This window comes from Marinobacter gudaonensis (genome assembly GCF_900115175.1).
GTDB classification, from domain to species: Bacteria; Pseudomonadota; Gammaproteobacteria; order Pseudomonadales; family Oleiphilaceae; genus Marinobacter; species Marinobacter gudaonensis.
On record NZ_FOYV01000001.1, the window covers coordinates 358,316 to 375,667 of the forward strand.

Annotated in this window: 12 protein-coding genes; 4 read left to right on the top strand and 8 right to left on the bottom strand. The window is 59.7% G+C overall.

From position 1 onward, the window contains the following. Window positions 1–14: 14 nt before the first annotated feature. Complete coding sequence (locus tag BM344_RS01645; protein WP_091985258.1) at window positions 15–557, bottom strand: porin family protein; 543 nt, start codon at window positions 555–557, stop codon at window positions 15–17. A 251-nt stretch (window positions 558–808) separates the two neighbouring features. On the opposite strand from BM344_RS01645, the gene BM344_RS01650 reads away from it, so the two are divergent. Continuing rightward, window positions 809–2,221: a TrkH family potassium uptake protein gene (locus BM344_RS01650; RefSeq protein WP_091985259.1), complete on the top strand. Its 1,413-nt coding sequence runs from the start codon at window positions 809–811 to the stop codon at window positions 2,219–2,221. A 25-nt stretch (window positions 2,222–2,246) separates the two neighbouring features. On the opposite strand, the gene glgP (BM344_RS01655) is transcribed toward BM344_RS01650, so the two are convergent. The 6 genes from glgP (BM344_RS01655) to glgC form a co-directional block, all read right to left on the bottom strand. After that, window positions 2,247–4,790, bottom strand: coding sequence for an alpha-glucan family phosphorylase (glgP, locus tag BM344_RS01655; RefSeq protein ID WP_091985262.1), 2,544 nt, complete (start codon window positions 4,788–4,790; stop codon window positions 2,247–2,249). A gap of 30 nt (window positions 4,791–4,820) precedes the next feature. Beyond that, a complete protein-coding gene (locus BM344_RS01660; RefSeq protein ID WP_091985264.1) occupies window positions 4,821–5,591 on the bottom strand; it encodes an SDR family NAD(P)-dependent oxidoreductase in 771 nt (256 codons plus the stop codon). Window positions 5,592–5,630: 39 nt separating this feature from the next. Continuing rightward, entirely contained in the window at window positions 5,631–5,993 is a 363-nt protein-coding gene (locus tag BM344_RS01665; RefSeq protein WP_091985266.1) for a PilZ domain-containing protein, read from the bottom strand. A gap of 99 nt (window positions 5,994–6,092) precedes the next feature. Next, window positions 6,093–7,580 carry a 4-alpha-glucanotransferase gene (gene malQ / locus BM344_RS01670; protein WP_091985268.1) on the bottom strand — a complete coding sequence of 496 codons (1,488 nt, stop codon included), beginning with the start codon at window positions 7,578–7,580 and terminating at the stop codon, window positions 6,093–6,095. After that, window positions 7,577–9,304, bottom strand: coding sequence for a glycoside hydrolase family 57 protein (locus BM344_RS01675; RefSeq protein WP_091985269.1), 1,728 nt, complete (start codon window positions 9,302–9,304; stop codon window positions 7,577–7,579). The genes malQ and BM344_RS01675 overlap by 4 nt, the downstream gene beginning before the upstream one ends. Then, window positions 9,294–10,559, bottom strand: a complete 1,266-nt coding sequence (gene glgC / locus BM344_RS01680; RefSeq protein ID WP_091985272.1) for a glucose-1-phosphate adenylyltransferase — start codon at window positions 10,557–10,559, stop codon at window positions 9,294–9,296. Before glgC ends, BM344_RS01675 begins: the two co-directional genes overlap by 11 nt. A 202-nt stretch (window positions 10,560–10,761) precedes the next feature. On the opposite strand from glgC, the gene glgB reads away from it, so the two are divergent. The 3 genes from glgB to glgP (BM344_RS01695) are packed head-to-tail and all read left to right on the top strand — an operon-like array spanning window position 10,762 to window position 16,693. Then, on the top strand, window positions 10,762–12,648 hold the full coding sequence (gene glgB, locus BM344_RS01685; RefSeq protein WP_091985275.1) for a 1,4-alpha-glucan branching protein GlgB: 1,887 nt from the start codon (window positions 10,762–10,764) through the stop codon (window positions 12,646–12,648). Further along, a complete protein-coding gene (gene glgA, locus BM344_RS01690) occupies window positions 12,645–14,108 on the top strand; it encodes a glycogen synthase GlgA (RefSeq protein WP_091985277.1) in 1,464 nt (487 codons plus the stop codon). The genes glgB and glgA overlap by 4 nt, the downstream gene beginning before the upstream one ends. A gap of 32 nt (window positions 14,109–14,140) precedes the next feature. Next, window positions 14,141–16,693 carry an alpha-glucan family phosphorylase gene (gene glgP, locus BM344_RS01695; RefSeq protein WP_091985280.1) on the top strand — a complete coding sequence of 851 codons (2,553 nt, stop codon included), beginning with the start codon at window positions 14,141–14,143 and terminating at the stop codon, window positions 16,691–16,693. Here glgP (BM344_RS01695) and BM344_RS01700 read toward each other — a convergent pair. Further along, window positions 16,690–17,349 (bottom strand): alpha/beta hydrolase, encoded by a 660-nt coding sequence (locus BM344_RS01700; protein WP_091985282.1) that lies wholly within the window; start codon window positions 17,347–17,349, stop codon window positions 16,690–16,692. The two genes, glgP (BM344_RS01695) and BM344_RS01700, sit on opposite strands and share 4 nt — an antisense overlap. Window positions 17,350–17,352 lie beyond the last annotated feature (3 nt).

The window sequence follows — 17,352 nt, forward strand, 5'->3', positions numbered from 1 at the left end:
TCGGTCTGTGGCTGTCAGAAGTTGAATTGCAAACCGACACCCAGCCCGTCGATCTCGGTATTGCCATCCTCATAGTAACGCATGTATTCCAGGTTGCCCGACAGGTTGGGGGCAAATTCAACGTTCATACCGATACCATAGGAGACATCAGAATCGTCCTCCGTGGCCGAGCCAAAGGCGGACTCGGCCTCTACTTCAACGCGGGTAAAGCCGAGGATGGCATAGGGAGTAATAGGTGATTGGTTGGCGAGGTTAAAGGTGGCATAACCACCGAAGAAGTTATCCAGGGAATAGTCGACCCCGCCAATCCGGTCGTCGTCCACCCCAAAACCGCCCCGGGCTTCGATGCCGAGGAACGGCGTCGCCATGACACCTACTTTCGCGGAGAGCGTGCCAACGTCAGCATCGGCGTTGCCGTTATCAAGGCTCACGAATGTATAATTGAGACCGGAGTAGAGTCCGCCGACTCCGGATTTGTACATGTCCTGCGCCTGGGCAGCCCCTGCGGTAGCCAATCCAGATACGAAAACTGCGGCAATGACCTGTGTGCTTCTCATAATTGCATCTCCTTGACCGAATCTTTCGGTTTTCAGCAATGAACTTGCACCAGACCCACGATTTTTACCATCAGAAAGATCCGCATTTACGCCAATTTTACAGTGATTTAATCAACCGTTAATGGCCGGTAAAGGGGCTGGTTACCTTGCGGACGTCCCACCTCGCAGGTATTCTGACGCCGTTCCCCGGTTTCAGCTGGCTCGAGCATCCATTGAGAAATCTTTACCCCGTCATTTTCATCGTCAGTGTCATGTTCGTGCTGTTGAGCATTTTCATGACCTTGCCTGTGCTACTGCTGGCCGGTGAGCACGCGCCTAACGCCGATGCGTTCGCCGAGTCCGCGACCATTGTGTTTACGTTGGGCCTGGTGGGTATGATCGCCACCTACCGGAAGCCCCGGGATCTGAAGCCACGCTTCATGTTTGTGCTCACCGTTTCCTCCTGGTTCATCATTGCCCTGCTCTCGGCGTTGCCTTTCTACCTCAGCGATCTTGGTATTTCTGCCGCCGATGCGTTTTTTGAAGGCACGTCCGGCATCACCACCACGGGCGCCACCGTCTTCAGCGGGCTCGACTCCATGGACCGGGACCTGCTGTTGTGGCGGTCGATTCTGCAGTGGATTGGCGGTGTCGGGATCATCGGTATGTTCGTTGCCGTCTTGCCTTTCCTGCGAGTGGGCGGCATGCGACTGTTTGCCACCGAGTCATCAGAATGGACCGACAAGGCATTGCCCCGCATGAAGACCCTCAGCCGGGGGCTGCTGCTGGTGTACGTGGCGTTCTCGGTAATCGCGGTGGTGACTTACTGGCTCTCGGGCATGACCCTGTTTGACGCTTTCAACCACGGTTTGACCAGCATAGCGACCGGCGGTTTTTCGACATCGGACATGTCCATGGGCAAGTTCAACGACGTAATCCTGATGGAAGCCACCCTGTTCATGATCATCGGCAGCCTGCCCTTCTTCCTGTTTGTGCGCGAGCTGCACGGCCAGCATGGCGTGCTGTTTCGTGACCAGCAGGTTCGCCTGTTCCTGATGATCCTGTTCCTGGTGCCGCTGTTGCTAACGCTTTACCGATGGCTGGTGTCCCCGGTTCCCTTCGATCCGGTCCACAATTACGCGGCCACATTGTTCAACGTCACCTCGGTGGTGACCACCACCGGTTACGCCTCTGAGGATTACTCGGCCTGGGGCCCCCTGGCGTTCGTGCTGTTCTTTTTCCTGATGTTCGTGGGTGGCTGCTCCGGTTCCACGGCGGGTGGCATGAAGATTTTCCGGTTTCAGCTGTCGCTGATCATCCTTCGTGAACAGCTCATGCGGCTGCTGCACCCGAGGGCGGTGCTGACCCGGAATTACAATGGCCGGTCAGTGAGCGACGAGATTATCTCCTCCATGATCGCCTACACCTTTATTTTTCTGCTCTGCCTCCTGCTCATTACCGTGGCCCTGGCCGCCATGCAGCTTGATTTCATCACCGCGCTTTCCGGTGCCCTCACCTCACTCACCAATGTTGGTCCCGGCCTTGGCGACATTATTGGTCCGGCGGGCAACTTCGGCCCGCTGCCGGATGGCGCGAAGTGGGTTCTGTCAGTGGGCATGCTTATGGGGCGTCTGGAAATCCTGAGTGTTGTCATCGTGCTGTCGCCCGCCTTCTGGCGCAGCTGACGCGTTCCATCCCTTCAAACCAAACCTACTTCATCCACAGGATTGCCGGATTTTCGAGGGGCAGGTTCAGCCGTTCATCTCGGGGTCTGAGGCGGGGGGTGTAGTGGCCCTCGGGGCGCGCAGGCACCGAGGCTTCGAACAGAAACGTGTTCTCCGAACCACTCAACGGATAGACTAGCGTCATCGTCGCAACCACCCGCGGCCCGTGATCAGACGCCTCTGCAACGAGTTCCACGGCAACTTCATCCTGCTCAGCACCATCGAGATAGACCTCCACAGTGCAGGTCTGGCTCTCGCCGATTGTGTTCACGCTAAACGTCCCGAACCGTATGTGGGGCCAGTGAATGGCCAGGGCTCGGGTCTGGGCTACCAGTTGCCTGGCGACTTCCGGCGAACGTTGTGCGCCCATCTCCGCCATGGGCACATAGAATTGGGCCACGTAGTCACGCACCATCCGGTTGGCTGAGTAGGCTGCGGTCAACCCGTTCATGCTGGCCCGGATCATTTCCAGCCACGGATGGGGAATGCCCTTGTCGTCAACGGTATAGAAAGCAGGAATGACCGAGTATTCGAGAAGGTCCAGCAGTTCCTCGGCATCCTGCCGGTCGTGATCCCTGGCGTTGCGTAGCTGTTCGACGGTGGCGCCCGGGCGAATGGCCCAACCTACCTCCGGACGCCACGCTTCGGCCCACCAGCCATCATACTGTGAGAGATTCAGCCCACCGTTCACCAGTACCTTCATTCCACTGGTACCGCACGCCTCCCACGGATGCCGAGGGCAGTTCAGCCATACGTCAACGCCCTGCACCAGCTGGCTGGCAACGCCCAGGTCGTAGTCCTCAATGAACACCACCTTGCCCTCCACCTCCGGGCGGCGAGAGAAGGTTTTCCACTGACGAATCATCTGTTTGCCGCGTTGGTCGTAGGGGTGCGCTTTGCCAGCCAGCACAATCTGAAGGGGACGATCCCGGCTGGACAGCAGGGAGATCAGCCTTTCCGGATTTTTCAGCAGGAGGTCGGGGCGCTTGTAGTCGGTAAAGCGACGGGCGAAGCCAAGTGTGAGGGTTTCGCCGTCCAACAGAACGCCGCAGGCGGCGTCCCGGTCGCTGGGAAACGCCTGTTCGCAATGTTGGCTGGCCAGCCGGCTGCGCAGGTACCGAATCAGGCGCTTGCGCTGGGCCCGGCGCATATCCCAGAGCTCATGATCGCTCACCTCTGCCATCGGGCACTGGCGTTCGAGGGGGCGCCGCCAACGGTCCTGTCCACAGGTGCGGGTCCAGAGGGCATCGGATTCCGGTGAATCCCAGCTGGGCGTGTGCACGCCGTTGGTAACATACCCGGCGGGAATGTCTTCGGCCGGCCAGCGGGGAAACCAGGGTTGGAACAGATTCTGTGTGACTGCCTGATGGATACGGCTTACCGCGTTGAATCGTCCGCTCATGTTCAAAGCCAATCTGGCCATGTTAAGCCGGCATTCATCCTCTGCGCACTCACCGGGTTGGGCCTGTCCACGGTTGCTGCCGTTACCAAGGGCGATCAGTCCGTTGAGGTCGAGATCCCGGGATGCCAGCCAGGGTGTGAGGTAAAGCCTGAGCAGGGACGCCGGGAACAGATCAAATCCGGACGCCACCGATGTATGGGTGGTAAACAGGTTGGTGGCCCGCGTGGCGGTTCGTGCGGTTTCGAAATCCTGTTGATGGTCGTCTTGCCAGGCAAAAGCGCGCTCGACCAGAGCGAACGCACAGTGTCCCTCGTTCAGGTGGCAGATCAACGGCTTCCGGTCCAACTGCCGAAGCAATCGCCAACCGCCAATGCCCAGCACCATCTCCTGCTGCAGGCGCTTCTCCGGGTCAGCGGTGTAAAGCTCACTCGTGATCCCCCGGTCACCGGGCTCGTTGCGCGGGTCGTTGCTGTCCAGGAGCAGTAACTCGCACCGGCCCACCTGGGCCCTCCAGGCCCTCAGCCTTACTGGCCGGCCCGGTAGGGGAACGACCACCCTCACCCATTCATCGTCGGCATCTCGCAGGGGCGAGACCGGTAGCATGGTGGGGTCGTTGTAGGGGTAGAACTCAAGTTGTTCGCCGGTACGGCTGATGGCCTGTCGAAAATACCCCTGCTGGTACAGCAGCCCGATGGCAGTCACCGGCAGGCCCAGATCACTGGCGGCCTTGAGAAAGTCCCCGGCCAGCACTCCCAGCCCGCCGCTGTACAGGGGCAGGGATTCGCTCAGTCCAAACTCCATGCAGAAATAGGCGATGCCTCGGTCGAGCGCCGGTGCGCAACTGTCCGAATACCAGGTGCTGGCCGATGAAAACACCTCACGAGCCGCCATCTGTTCAAGATACCGCGCCTGGAAGGTCGGGTCCTGTGCCACTTCCTCGAGCCTGTCTCCGGAAACGCTGTTGAGTACCAGCCATGCGTTGCGAGTGGCGTTCCAGGTGTCCTCGTCCAGGGTGCGCCAGAGTTCGTCGCTGCCGTGATGCCAGGTCCAATGCAGGTCCAGAGCCAACGCGAACAGGCCGCGCAGCGACTCCGGCAGGTAGCGCGTTGTATAGGCTGCCAGAGTCAAGCTGCGGCTCCTGTGTTTGAGACAGTCATGTCAGTGAGCGGTGTAGCCGCCGTCTATGACCAGCTCACTGCCAGTGACAAACTTGGACTCGTCCGAGGCCAGATACACCGCGCCCCAGGCAATGTCATCCGGTTCGCCCATGTGGCCTAGTGGATGCAGGGCAGCCGTGGCCTGCTTTGCCTCCTCAAGGTCCATGCCCGTAGTCTTCAGGTGGCCCTCTACCATGGGCGTCCAGATAAAACCCGGGTGGATGGAGTTGGCGCGGATGTTCTCGGCCGCGTACAACAGGGCGTCGGTCTTGGTCATCAGTCGCACGGCGCCCTTGGAGGCGTGGTAGGGTGGAACGTCCGGGGCGCTCACCAGACCATAGATGGACGACAGGTTGATGATGCTGCCCACGCCCGCCTTCTGCATATGCGGTATCGCATGCTTGGTGCAGAAAAACACGCCCTTCACGTTTACGTTCTGAACGACATCCCACTCCTCTTCCGAGAGCTCATGGGTTGGTTTGTTCGGCCCTGAAATCCCGGCGTTATTGACCAGCACCGTCAGGCTGCCAAACGTCGAGACCACCTCATCGAAAACGCTGCGGACTGCCTGTTCGCTGGTCACATCGCAGTGCCAGTAGGCGGCCTGCAGGCCCCGGTTGGCCAACTGATTTGCCAAAGCCTGGCCTTCGTCGTCCCTGCAGTCCAGAACGGCAACGGCCGCGCCCTCCTCGGCCATCCGGGTAGCCGTTGCGGCCCCAATGCCCACTGATCCTCCGGTTACGACTGCCACCTTGCCTTTCAGTCTGTCCATAGCACCCTCCCCTGGGTGGTTTATCAAATCCCTGGCGGATCAGTACGCCTGCTGTCTGCGAACCGGGAAATAGCTGACCGATCTGTGATGCCGGGTCAGCCAATGCATCAGCGATGAGATGGCGAAGCCGTCGTTATCCACACCTTCAAAGTCCAGGCCAATGCCCTCATCAGATTTGCGGACCACGTGGGCTTTCAGGCGGCGAAACTGCTTCTCCTGTTTATCGGGAAAGCGGAATTCCAGTTCGAGGATCTGGTTCAGCTGCACATCGGTGTAGTCGGTGGCGATGAACAGCCCGCGTTTGGACGCATCACGGATCTGGCCGGTTGCCACGGGCATGCCCCGACGATAAACGAGCAGGCCAAGTTTTCCTTGTACGCGTTGACTGAGTCTGTGTTCCATGTTCCCTCCCCGTGACTCAACATGAACGCTTGAATGTGTACTGCCTGATTTTTATATCCGAGTCTCCGCAACGCCTCTTTGACGCTGATCAATAAATGCTCAACGCCCAGGAGCGCGCCGGTGCCGCTGAACGCATTCAGCAATATGCTTTGACAGTTCGTCGTTGCAAAGATTCCAGTCCAGTTGCCACACCCAATTATTCACCACCGTGCCGGGCGTATTGAAGCGGGCTTCCGTGCCCAGACCCAGCAGATCCTGCATGGGCACAATGGCCAGCGAACACACCGATTGCAGCGCAGCATCGATGACAGGCCAGGGCATGCCCTCACCCGATGTCTTCAGGTAACCGTTCACGTAGTGGCGGGTGTGCTCATCCAGGCTGCGATACCAGCCCAATGTGGTGTCGTTGTCATGTGTGCCGGTGTACACCAGGTCCCGTTCTTGGTGGTTGTGCAACAGGTGCGGGTTATCGGGGCTGCCGTCGAAGCCAAACTGCATGACCGTCATACCCGGTAGTTGAAAGCGTTTGCGCAAGGCTTCGACATCGTCGCTGATGATGCCCAGATTCTCGGCCACCAAAGGCAGGCCTGGGAATTGCCGGAAGCAGGCCTCGAGAAAATTCTCGCCAGGACCGGGCACCCAATAGCCATGGCGGGGCTCAGGCGTGGTAGCGGGAATTTCCCAATAAGCCTGAAAGCCCCGGAAGTGATCAATGCGGATCAGATCAAACAGGTGGCGCTGGCTTTCGAGACGCCTCAGCCACCATTGATAACCGTCTCGGGCCATAGCTTGCCAGTGGTACAAAGGGTTGCCCCAATGCTGACCGTCGGGAGAAAAGTAATCGGGTGGTACCCCGGCCACCACCGTGGGATTGCCCGAATCATCGAGTTTGAACAAGGAGCGGTGGCTCCAGACGTCGGCGCTGTCATGGGCGACGAAAATGGGAATATCGCCGAACAGCAGAATTCCGAGCTCATGGGCATACGCCCGCAGCGCCTGCCATTGATGGTGGAACAGATACTGTTCAAAACCGATCCGCTTGATTCGACCGACTTCTTGCTCTGCAAATGTCCGTAGCGCATCGGGATCACGGCTTTTGAGAGGTTCAGGCCAGTCCAGCCAGGACGGCACGTTATGACATTCCCGGAGTGCGCAGAACAGGCAGAAATCATCAAGCCAGTCGGCATTATCCGCCCGGAACTGCTGATACGAATGCTGGTCCAGGCCCGGACCGTCCTCTCCCCTGAAGAACCGCCCTGCGGCCAGCGCCAGCAGGCCTTGCCGGTCCGTGCAGCTGTCGGTGTTCAGTTCCTGTTCGTCCAGCAGGCCAGAGACCGTCAAATCACCCAGGTCAATCAGGGCGGGATTCCCTGCATGGGCGCTCAGAGACTGGTACGGAGACAGGTCCCGATGGGTAGGGCCCAGCGGCAGAGTCTGCCAGACCGTCATCCCGGAGGCCGCCAGGAAGTCGACAAACCGGCGTGCACTACTGCCCAGTACACCCTTGGGTCCGGGTAAGGCGGTGGGATGCAGCAGCACGCCGGCCCTGCGGAGGCTGAACGGATCCAGGGAGGGATCCGTCATCATGGTGCGTCGCCGGGCTCATGGCCCGGCCGCATGGTGCCGCCTCGCGCAGGTTCACCACTGCCCTGGCTCAACTGCTGGAACACCGAAGCCGGTGCCGGACAGCCAATCAGATCGTACAGGGTAACCAGGTGGCGCCGGTACAGGCGTTCAAAATCACTGACGATCTGGGCGGGATTGTAATCGCCGAACCACCAGAACCAGTCGGACCCCTCACAGATCGCGAGCTGCCGGCTTGCCGCTGCCTTCTGCGCAGCGCTCAGGTCGCCATTCGCCGTAAGCCGGTCGTAATGCTCCTTGGCCTCGCACAGCAAATCCCAGGCCCTGTTCTTGTCCGGATCGCCGACCCAGGTCGAGAAGGTGCCGTAGATCCAGCTGCCGGCCACCAGTTTCGGCAGTTGAAGCGGCTCCACGCGCCCCTCATCGAGGAGTTGGCGGTACGTGGACAACTCAAGGCGGGGATGGCTGGCGAGCACCCGGTACAGCTCGTTGAGAAAATGAAAGCCGTTCTGAGGGTAATATTCCCAGGCATTCTCCCCATCCATAATCACCGAGATGACCCGGCGCGGCTCTGCGCCGGTTGAGTCGGCGATGTTTTCCATGTGGTGCACCAGATCCCCCACGGCGTCTTCTGCATGCCAGTCCGCGTAGGTAAACCCGATCAGATCGGACAGGCCGTCATCGCGGAAAAATATCGGGATGCGGCTCTCACCAAACCGATAGGGTTGGTGGATGTCATGCGCCGACAGCTTCGGGTTTTGCTGCCTGGCGTAGTTGAGGCTGTTGTGGATGACGGAATCACCACTGGCTGTCCAGCGAAACCCGTGTTCATCGAGAAGTTGCAGTGTCCGTTGGCTGAGGCCACCCTCCGAGGCCCAGCATCCGGCGGCCTCCATGCCAAAAAAGCGCTGAAACACCACCCTGGCCTCGTGCATCTGCCAGTCTGCCCGCTCAGCGCCCTCAGGGTAGCCAGGGTGCGACGGTAACGCGATGTCCGGCATGGCCTCCCGTGCAGACTCCAGCTCGATCAGCAGCGGCAGCATTGCGTGGGCATAGGGGCTTACCGATAACTCAACCTGCCCCTTTTCGGCCAGACGGCGATAACGGGGTGCTATTCCGGACAGTATCTCGAAAATCACGTCCAACAGCGCTCGTCGGTCGTCCAGGGAGAAATGCTGGGCTTTCTCCTGCAGGCTCTGGATGCAGTGGTTCTCCTTGCGGATGGTCTCCCCCATCCAGCCCAGGTGGTACCACACCAGTAAATCGGCGAGGAAGCGATCGGCCACGTAACGCTGAAGTTCCGGTTTCTGGTGATAGAAGTCAGCCAGATCGGCCAGACGGCTGTACGCAGGGTAGCGGCGAATAATACGCTCGGGATTTGCCCGCAGGCATTTCTCCACAAGCACTGTGTAGGCCGGCGTCCCGGCTTCAGGCAGTTGCTCGGCTGCCAGTCCGGCCAGCAATGGGTCGCCGATCGCTCCGGCGCCATGGCGCCAGCGTTCAATCTGCACCAGATAACTTTCAATCTGCTCCAGCAGAATCGGTGCAAAGTTGACCACTGCCTTTGCCCGGGGCTCCTGCTCCAGGTGCGCGGCCATGTCGCTGTAGTCCTTGATGGTGTGCAGGTAGACCCAGGGAAACAGAAACTCTCCCGTTCGGGCGTCCTGGTAAGACGGCTGATGCATGTGCCAGCACAGCACCACCGGGGTTCGGGCGTCAGAGGCCATGGGGATAGTCCTGCCCGAGCATCTCGGGCGTGATCAGGACGATGCCCTTTGGCGAAACGTGAAACCGTTTCTGATCCTCGGCGTGATCGAACCCGATTCGCGTGCCTTCGGGAATACGGCAGCCGCGGTCAATCAGCGCCCTGCGAATGTGGCAGCGGCGACCGATATCGACATCGGGATAGATAACCGAATCTGATATTTCACTGTAGGAATGAACTTTAACCTGTGAAAATAAAAGGGAATGCTTTACCTGGGCACCCGAGACAATACAGCCGCCTGCCACCATCGAGTCTACCGCCATGCCTCGTCGGTTGTCGTCATCGAAAATGAACTTGGCGGGCGGCAATTGCTCCTGATAAGTCCAGATTGGCCAGTGGGCATCGTACAGGTTGAGCTCCGGGCTGATGCCAATCAGCTCCAGATTTGCCTGCCACAGGGAATCAATTGTTCCCACGTCTCGCCAGTAGGCCGGCTTGTTGTTGACTGGATCACGAAATGGAAAGGCCTGAACCCGCAGCCGTTTGATGACCGAAGGAATGATGTCCTTGCCGAAGTCATGCGAAGAGCCCCCCTCCTTCTGGTGATCCTGCATCAGCTCATCGAACAGTACCTGGGTGCTGAATACATAAATGCCCATGGAGGCCAGTGATCTGCCGGGATTGCCGGGCATTGACCGCGGCTGCTCAGGCTTTTCCACGAATTCGGTAATGCGGAATTCCTCGTCCACAGACATCACGCCAAATGCCGATGCTTCCTCGGTCGGCACCTCGATACAGCCCACGGTAATGTCGGCCTCGTTCTCCACGTGAGCGGCCAGCATGGTGCCGTAGTCCATCTTGTAGACGTGGTCACCGGCCAGGATCAGGACATATTCCGGGGTATGGCTTCGAATGATGTCGAGGTTCTGCAACACGGCATCGGCGGTGCCCTCGTACCAGGAGGTTTCTATCCGTTGCTGCGCCGGCAGCAGCTCCACAAACTCGTCGAGCTCGCCCCGCAGAAACCCCCAGCCGCGCTGAATGTGCCGTATCAGCGAGTGGGATTTGTACTGGGTGATGACGCCCACCTGCCCGATCCCGGAGTTGATGCAGTTGGACAACGGAAAATCGATGATCCGGAACTTGCCCCCGAAAGGCACTGCCGGTTTGGCTCGCCATCGAGTCAGGTCGTGCAGGCGGGAGCCTCGCCCTCCGGCAAGAACCAGTGCGAGGGTCTGACGAGTGAGACGACTGACGAAACGCTTGGCCGTTTGCATAGCTGCTTCCCTGAAGAAACCCTTCCCTGGAACGGCGATACGCCGGTCGGGGATGCCACGTTTTTGACGCCTTAATCTATATTAGAACAGTAGCAGACATTAATGACGCAAAATTGTCTTGGGTCATTTTTTGAACAGCCCGGGTGGCGTTCAATGACAGAACGCCGCTGAGCGCGACATCTGGCCAGGAAGCTCATGATCTATGGACAGCCCCACCCTGAGCGACTTCGATCTTCATTTGTTCTCCGAGGGACGGCACTGGCACATCTATAACGTTCTGGGCGCCCATCTCTGCCGGAGCAAAAGCGGCGAGGGTGTCCGGTTCGCGGTCTGGGCCCCTAACGCCCGGGATGTCAGCATAGTTGGCAATTTCAACGACTGGCAGTCCGGGACCCATACCCTGGCGCTTCATGGCGAGTCAGGCGTCTGGTCGGGCTTCGTTCCGGGTATTGGTGCCGGTGCACTTTACAAGTTTTCGATCTGCACGGCGCAGGGCGAACGGCTTCTAAAAACCGACCCCTACGGGCAAGCCTTCGAGCTACGCCCTGCCACCGCAGCGGTAGTAACCCAACGCGGAAGCTTTGGCTGGGGAGATGGCGACTGGCTATACCGGCGCAGCCACTGGGACTGGCAGCATGCACCGGTATCCATCTACGAAGTGCACGCCGGTTCCTGGCGCCACCACGGATCGGGCCGTTGGCTCAACTATCGTGAGCTGGCGGATCAGCTGGTGCCCTATGTAACCGAGATGGGCTTCACCCACATTGAACTTCTGCCTGTCACCGAGCATCCCCTGGACGAATCCTGGGGCTATCAGACCACTGGCTATTACGCGCCTACAAGCCGGTTTGGTACGCCGGATGACCTTCGCTACCTGATTGATCAGTGCCACCGGCACAGTATCGGCGTGATCCTGGACTGGGTGCCGGGCCACTTCCCGACCGACGAGCACGCCCTCGCCCGCTTCGATGGTAGCGCCCTGTACGAGCATGAAGACCCAAGAAAAGGTCGACATCAGGATTGGGGCACCCTCATTTACAATTACGGCCGTCACGAAGTGCGAAATTTTCTGATCGGGAGCGCTCTGTTCTGGCTGGATACCTTCCACGTGGATGGTCTGCGTGTGGATGCCGTGGCCTCGATGCTCTACCTGAACTATTCGCGCAAAGAGGGTGAATGGCTACCCAACGAACATGGCGGCCACGAAAACCTTGAGGCGATCAGTTTTCTGCGGGAGCTGAACAGTGTATGCCAGAGTCGGTTTCCCGGGGTTCTGATCTGCGCCGAGGAGTCCACTTCCTGGCCGAGGGTTACGCATCCTCCCGAAATCGGTGGGCTGGGGTTCAACCTCAAGTGGAATATGGGCTGGATGCACGACACACTGGATTACCTGGGCCAGGATCCGGTATACCGGCAGTATCACCACGAGAAGCTCACTTTCGGGCTGCTCTATGCGTTTTCCGAAAACTTCCTGCTGCCGTTGTCCCACGATGAAGTGGTACATGGCAAAGGCAGCCTGATCAACAAGATGACCGGGGACAGCTGGCAACAGAGTGCGTCCCTGCGTTTACTGCTGACCTACCAGTACACATATCCCGGAGCCAAGCTGCTGTTCATGGGTGGTGAGTTCGGCCAGCGACGGGAGTGGAGTGAATCACGGGAGCTGGACTGGTCACTGCTCAGCGACGCCAGGCATGCGGGTATCCATTGGCTGGCCAGAGACCTGAACCGGCTCTATCGCCAAGAACCCTCGTTACACAGGCATGGTTACCACAAAGAAGGTTTCGAGTGGATCGACTGCCATGACTCCCCTCAGTCCGTGATCAGTTTCGTTCGCCAGAGCCAGGGTGAAAAAACCGTTGTGGTGGTCAATTTCACCCCGGTGCCTCGCCACCACTACCGGATAGGGCTACCTGACGGGGGCGCCTGGCGTGAAATTCTCAATTCCGACTCGGAATATTACGGGGGCAGCAACCTTGGCAACCCTTACCAGCTGCAGGCCCAGCAAGGCCGCTGGATGAATCGGGACTGGTCAGTTGAGCTGACCTTGCCGCCTTTGGCGGCAGTGGTTCTGAGGCCGGTGTCATGATCCGGGTGCTGTTCGCCACCAGCGAAGTCTATCCACTGATCAAGACCGGTGGGCTGGCGGATGTATCCGCGAGCCTACCGGAGGCCCTGTGTCGCCTTGACTACGATGTGCAGATTCTGTTGCCCGGCTACCCTGCGGCCATCGGCGCCGCCCGCCGGGCCGGATCACGACGCAAGGTTCGCTTCCGGCTGGGGCAGTATGGTGTCAGCCTGTGGCAGACCCGGCTGCCCGGAACCGCCGTTACCCTCTGGCTGGTGGATTGCCCGCCACTGTTTGAACGGCCCGGAGACCCATACAGGAATGAGGAAGGTACCGACTGGTGGGATAACGCCCACCGCTTCCAACTGTTCTGCAGGGTCGGCGCCATGATCGCGAGGGGCGAATCCGGCCTGACCTGGAAGCCGGATCTGGTGCATTGCAACGACTGGCAGACCGGCCTGATCCCGGTGCTCCTGGAAAACGGCAACGAGCGCCCTGGCACCGTGTTTACCATTCACAACCTGGCCTATCAGGGCCTGTTCTCCCGGGAAACCTTCCGGGCATTGGGCCTGCCCGATGCCCTGTGGCGCTGGGACCAACTCGAATTCCACGATCAGCTCTCGTTCATCAAGGGCGGCCTGGTGTTCAGTGATCGACTCACCACCGTGAGTCCCAGCTACGCCCGGGAAATCCAGACGCCGGAGCTGGGCTGCGGCTTGGATGGTCTGCTGCGGCACCGACATCAGGCCCTGACCGGCATACTAAACGGTATCGATACCCGGGTCTGGAACCCCGAGACCGATCCGGAACTGGCCTTTCACTTTGGCCGCGATCACCTCAAGAACAAGGCACTCTGCAAAGCCGGCCTCCAGCGGGAGTTGGGGCTGGAGGTCAAAGGCGCTCCGGTTCTTGGTTTTATCGGTCGTCTGGTGGAGCAAAAAGGTGTCGATTGGCTGGTTGAGGTGATTCCAGGTCTGCTGGATCAGGGATGTCAGATCGTGTTGCTGGGTTCGGGAGAGCCCCGGTATCAGGAGTCGCTCAGGGCGCTGGCGAGAAAGTGGCCGGAGCAGTTCTCCCTCACCCTTGGCTATAACGAGGGGCTGTCGCACCGGATTACCGCCGGTTGCGATATCTTCCTGATGCCCTCTCGCTTCGAGCCATGCGGGCTGAACCAGATGTACAGCCTGCGCTATGGCTCAGTACCCGTTGTTCACGCTGTCGGAGGTCTGGCCGACACAGTATTCGACCCGCTGGATGTGGGTTTGGACCAGGCGAACGGCTTCTGCTTCCGGCACGCCAGCGCTGAGGGCCTGAGAGCAGCCATTGACCGGGCACTGGCGGTGCTCGGCCAACGACGGCACTGGCGACGACTGCAGGAAAACGGAATGGCCGGCGACCATTCCTGGAGACAGCGCGCCCGGGATTACGGCGAGCTGTATCAGAGCATTCTTAAACAGCGCCAACCCTTACCGCAGGATTAGGGCGAGCGTATGCCCGCCCGGAGGCTGACACCATGAAAAAGGCAACGGAGTTCCGACTGGAAGCTAACCCCCGAATTCCCGAGGCCCTGGCGCGGCTTGAAGAACTCGCGAACGATCTTTTTTACAGCTGGGACCACGGCGTGCGCAGCCTGTTTGTTCGGATGGATATGCGGCTCTGGGAAAAAGTTGAACATAACCCCAAGCTGTTTCTTCGTCGCGTTGCCCAGGAACGGCTGGACGAGGCCGCCGAGGATCGCGCATTTCTAGCGGAGTACCGGCGGGTGCTGAGCACCTACGATGCGTATCTGGAGGCCGGGCCGGGGCCAGAAGTCACCGACCGCCTGGACCCGGAACGGGACCTTGTGGCTTATTTCTGCGCGGAATTCGGTTTTCACGAGAGCTTTCCGATCTATTCCGGCGGTCTGGGAATCCTTGCTGGTGACCATTGCAAAGCGGCCAGTGACCTCGCCTTGCCGTTCGTAGCGGTAGGTCTGCTGTATCAGCAGGGGTACTTCATCCAGACCATCGACGCCCAAGGCCATCAGATTGCCCGTTACCGATCCCACGCCAGCGACGAGCTGCCCATCGTGCCCGTTGAACACGAGGGCACACTATTGAAGGTATCCGTGCCCTTCCCCGGCCGACTGGTGTTCGCGCGGGTCTGGGAGGCACGAGTCGGTCACATCCGCCTGTACCTGTTGGACAGCCACACCGTCGAAAACAGTCCGGAGGACCAGGAGCTAACCCTGCAACTTTACGGCGGCGACGAGTCCACCCGCATCAGTCAGGAAATGTTGCTCGGGATTGGTGGCACTCGGGTGCTGGAGGCTCTGGGCCTGAAACCGACCGTCTGGCACATCAACGAGGGACATGCAGCGTTCCAGATTCTCGAACGCTGTCGACAGGCCATGGAAACCGGACTGGGTTTCCACGGCGCCCTGGAGGCGGTGGCGGCCGCCACCTTGTTCACCACCCACACGCCGGTACCCGCTGGCCACGACATTTTCCCGAGAGACCTTGTCGAACAAGCCCTGGGGGCCTACCTCGAGGAAGCTGGACTGGACTTCGGCGAGGTATTCGCGCTGGGGGCCAAGAACGGCGGAGACAGTTTCAACATGACCAGCCTTGGGCTTCGCGGCTCGCGCTTTCATAACGGGGTAAGCCGGATTCACGGGGGGGTTGCTTCGCAGATGGAAGGCGGTATCTGGCCCCAGATTCCACCGGAAGAGAACCCGCTGGGTTACATTACCAACGGTGTTCATGTCCCCACGTTTCTCGCGCCGGAATGGGCCAGCCTGTTTGACATCCAGGCGCCGACCTGGAAAAGCGAGTTGCGTAATCCGGATTACTGGTCGTTTATTGAACAGATTCCGGATTACCACTACTGGAGCGTGCACAAGGCACTTAAACAGCAGATGACCGACTACATCGTTCGTCGACTGAAGCGTCAGCACAAACGCAACGGTACCGGCCACTCAGTGACAGAAAGGATGACCCGGCAACTGCTCTCGGCACACACTGATACGCTGGTGATCGGCTTTGCCCGGCGCTTCGCCACCTACAAGCGAGCGACACTGATCTTCTCCGACCTGGAGCGACTGGAGCAGATTCTGACTAATCCGGAACGTCCGGTTGTGCTGGTGTTTGCCGGCAAGGCGCACCCCAGGGACAAACCGGGCCAGCAACTGATCAAGGTGATTCACGATCTGTCCATGCACCCGGCGCTGATGGGCCATCTGATTCTTCTGGAGGACTACGACCAGGCCATGGCGCGTCGGCTCCTCGCCGGTGTGGATGTATGGCTGAATACGCCGGAATATCCCAAGGAAGCCAGTGGCACGTCCGGCGAGAAAGCCGCCCTGAACGGCGCGCTCAACCTGAGCGTGCTGGATGGTTGGTGGGGGGAGGGATACGACGGCAAAAACGGCTGGGGTATCGTGCCAAGGGATACCGGTCTCGATCCGGAGTTCCGGAACCAGGAGGAAGCCCGGGACCTGCTGGACCTGCTGGAATTCGAAGTGGTGCCGCTGTATTACGAAGGCGCTTCGCAGGGCTATTCCCGGGCGTGGGTCAAACGCTCGAAGGCGTCCATGATCTCAATTACGCCCCGTTTCAACGCCCAGCGCATGGTGATGGATTATGTCACCGACTACTATGAGCCAGCCGCCACGCAAGGCGCACGCATGGTGGCGGAAAGCGGCAAGCTGGCTGGCGCCCTGGCCGACTGGAAAGCCCGTGTCCGTGATGCCTGGCCAAGTGTGGAACTTAACATCCTGGGCTGCATACAGGCCAGGTGCGTCAATGATGAAGCGGTGGAACTGCGGGTGGAAGCCTTTCTGAACGGGTTAAGCGCTGGCGATGTGCGGGTCGAGTGCCTGGTAAGCCCCGAGTGCACCGGAACCCACAGCGACCCCGGTCCCGGCAGCTTCCTGCTGGAGATGGAGAGCGAGTCGGGCGGACGAACCGTTTTCGCCACCCGGATACCACCGCCCTATCCTGGCCTACAGACGCTGCGGCTACGAATGTACCCTTATCATGAGGCCCTCACCCATCCCCTTGAGATGGGTGCCATGCTCTGGGTTTAGGTTACGTGCCGGCGAATGAAACGGCCTATGTCCACCACCTCTTCCAGGCACACGCTGTGTTCCATGGGAAAGGTCTGGTAGGAGGGATCGTAGCCCATGCCTTTCAGAGTTTCGACGCTACGCACGCCGAGGGCTTCGGGTACGATAGGATCGAAGGTGCCGTGGTAGACACTGATCGGGATGTCCGCGTTGGCGTCCGATCGCCGTACCGAATCGGCAGTGGCAAAGTAGGTGGACAGCGCGAGAATACCGCCCAGCCGTTCCGGGTAACTCAGGCCCAGCTCGTAGGCCACGGCGCCGCCCTGGGAAAAGCCGGCGATAATGATGTTCCGCGCAGCGACGCCACGTTCGATTTCCTGCTTCACCAGCTTGCCGACCGCCTCGGCTGAAGCACGCAGTTGCTCGGTGTCCACTACCCGGTCGATATCCATGGCCTTTATGTCATACCAGGCGGGCATGGTCATGCCACCATTGATCGTGACCGGCAACTCCGGGGCGTGGGGGAAAATGAAACGTACCCGGGCATCTGTGGGCAGCCCCAACTCTGGCACCACCGGCTCGAAGTCGTGGCCACTTGCGCCCAGGCCGTGGAGCCAGATGACGGCGGCTGTGGGCTGATCTCCCGTTTCAATTTCGATGGTCTGAAGGTCCTGCACGGA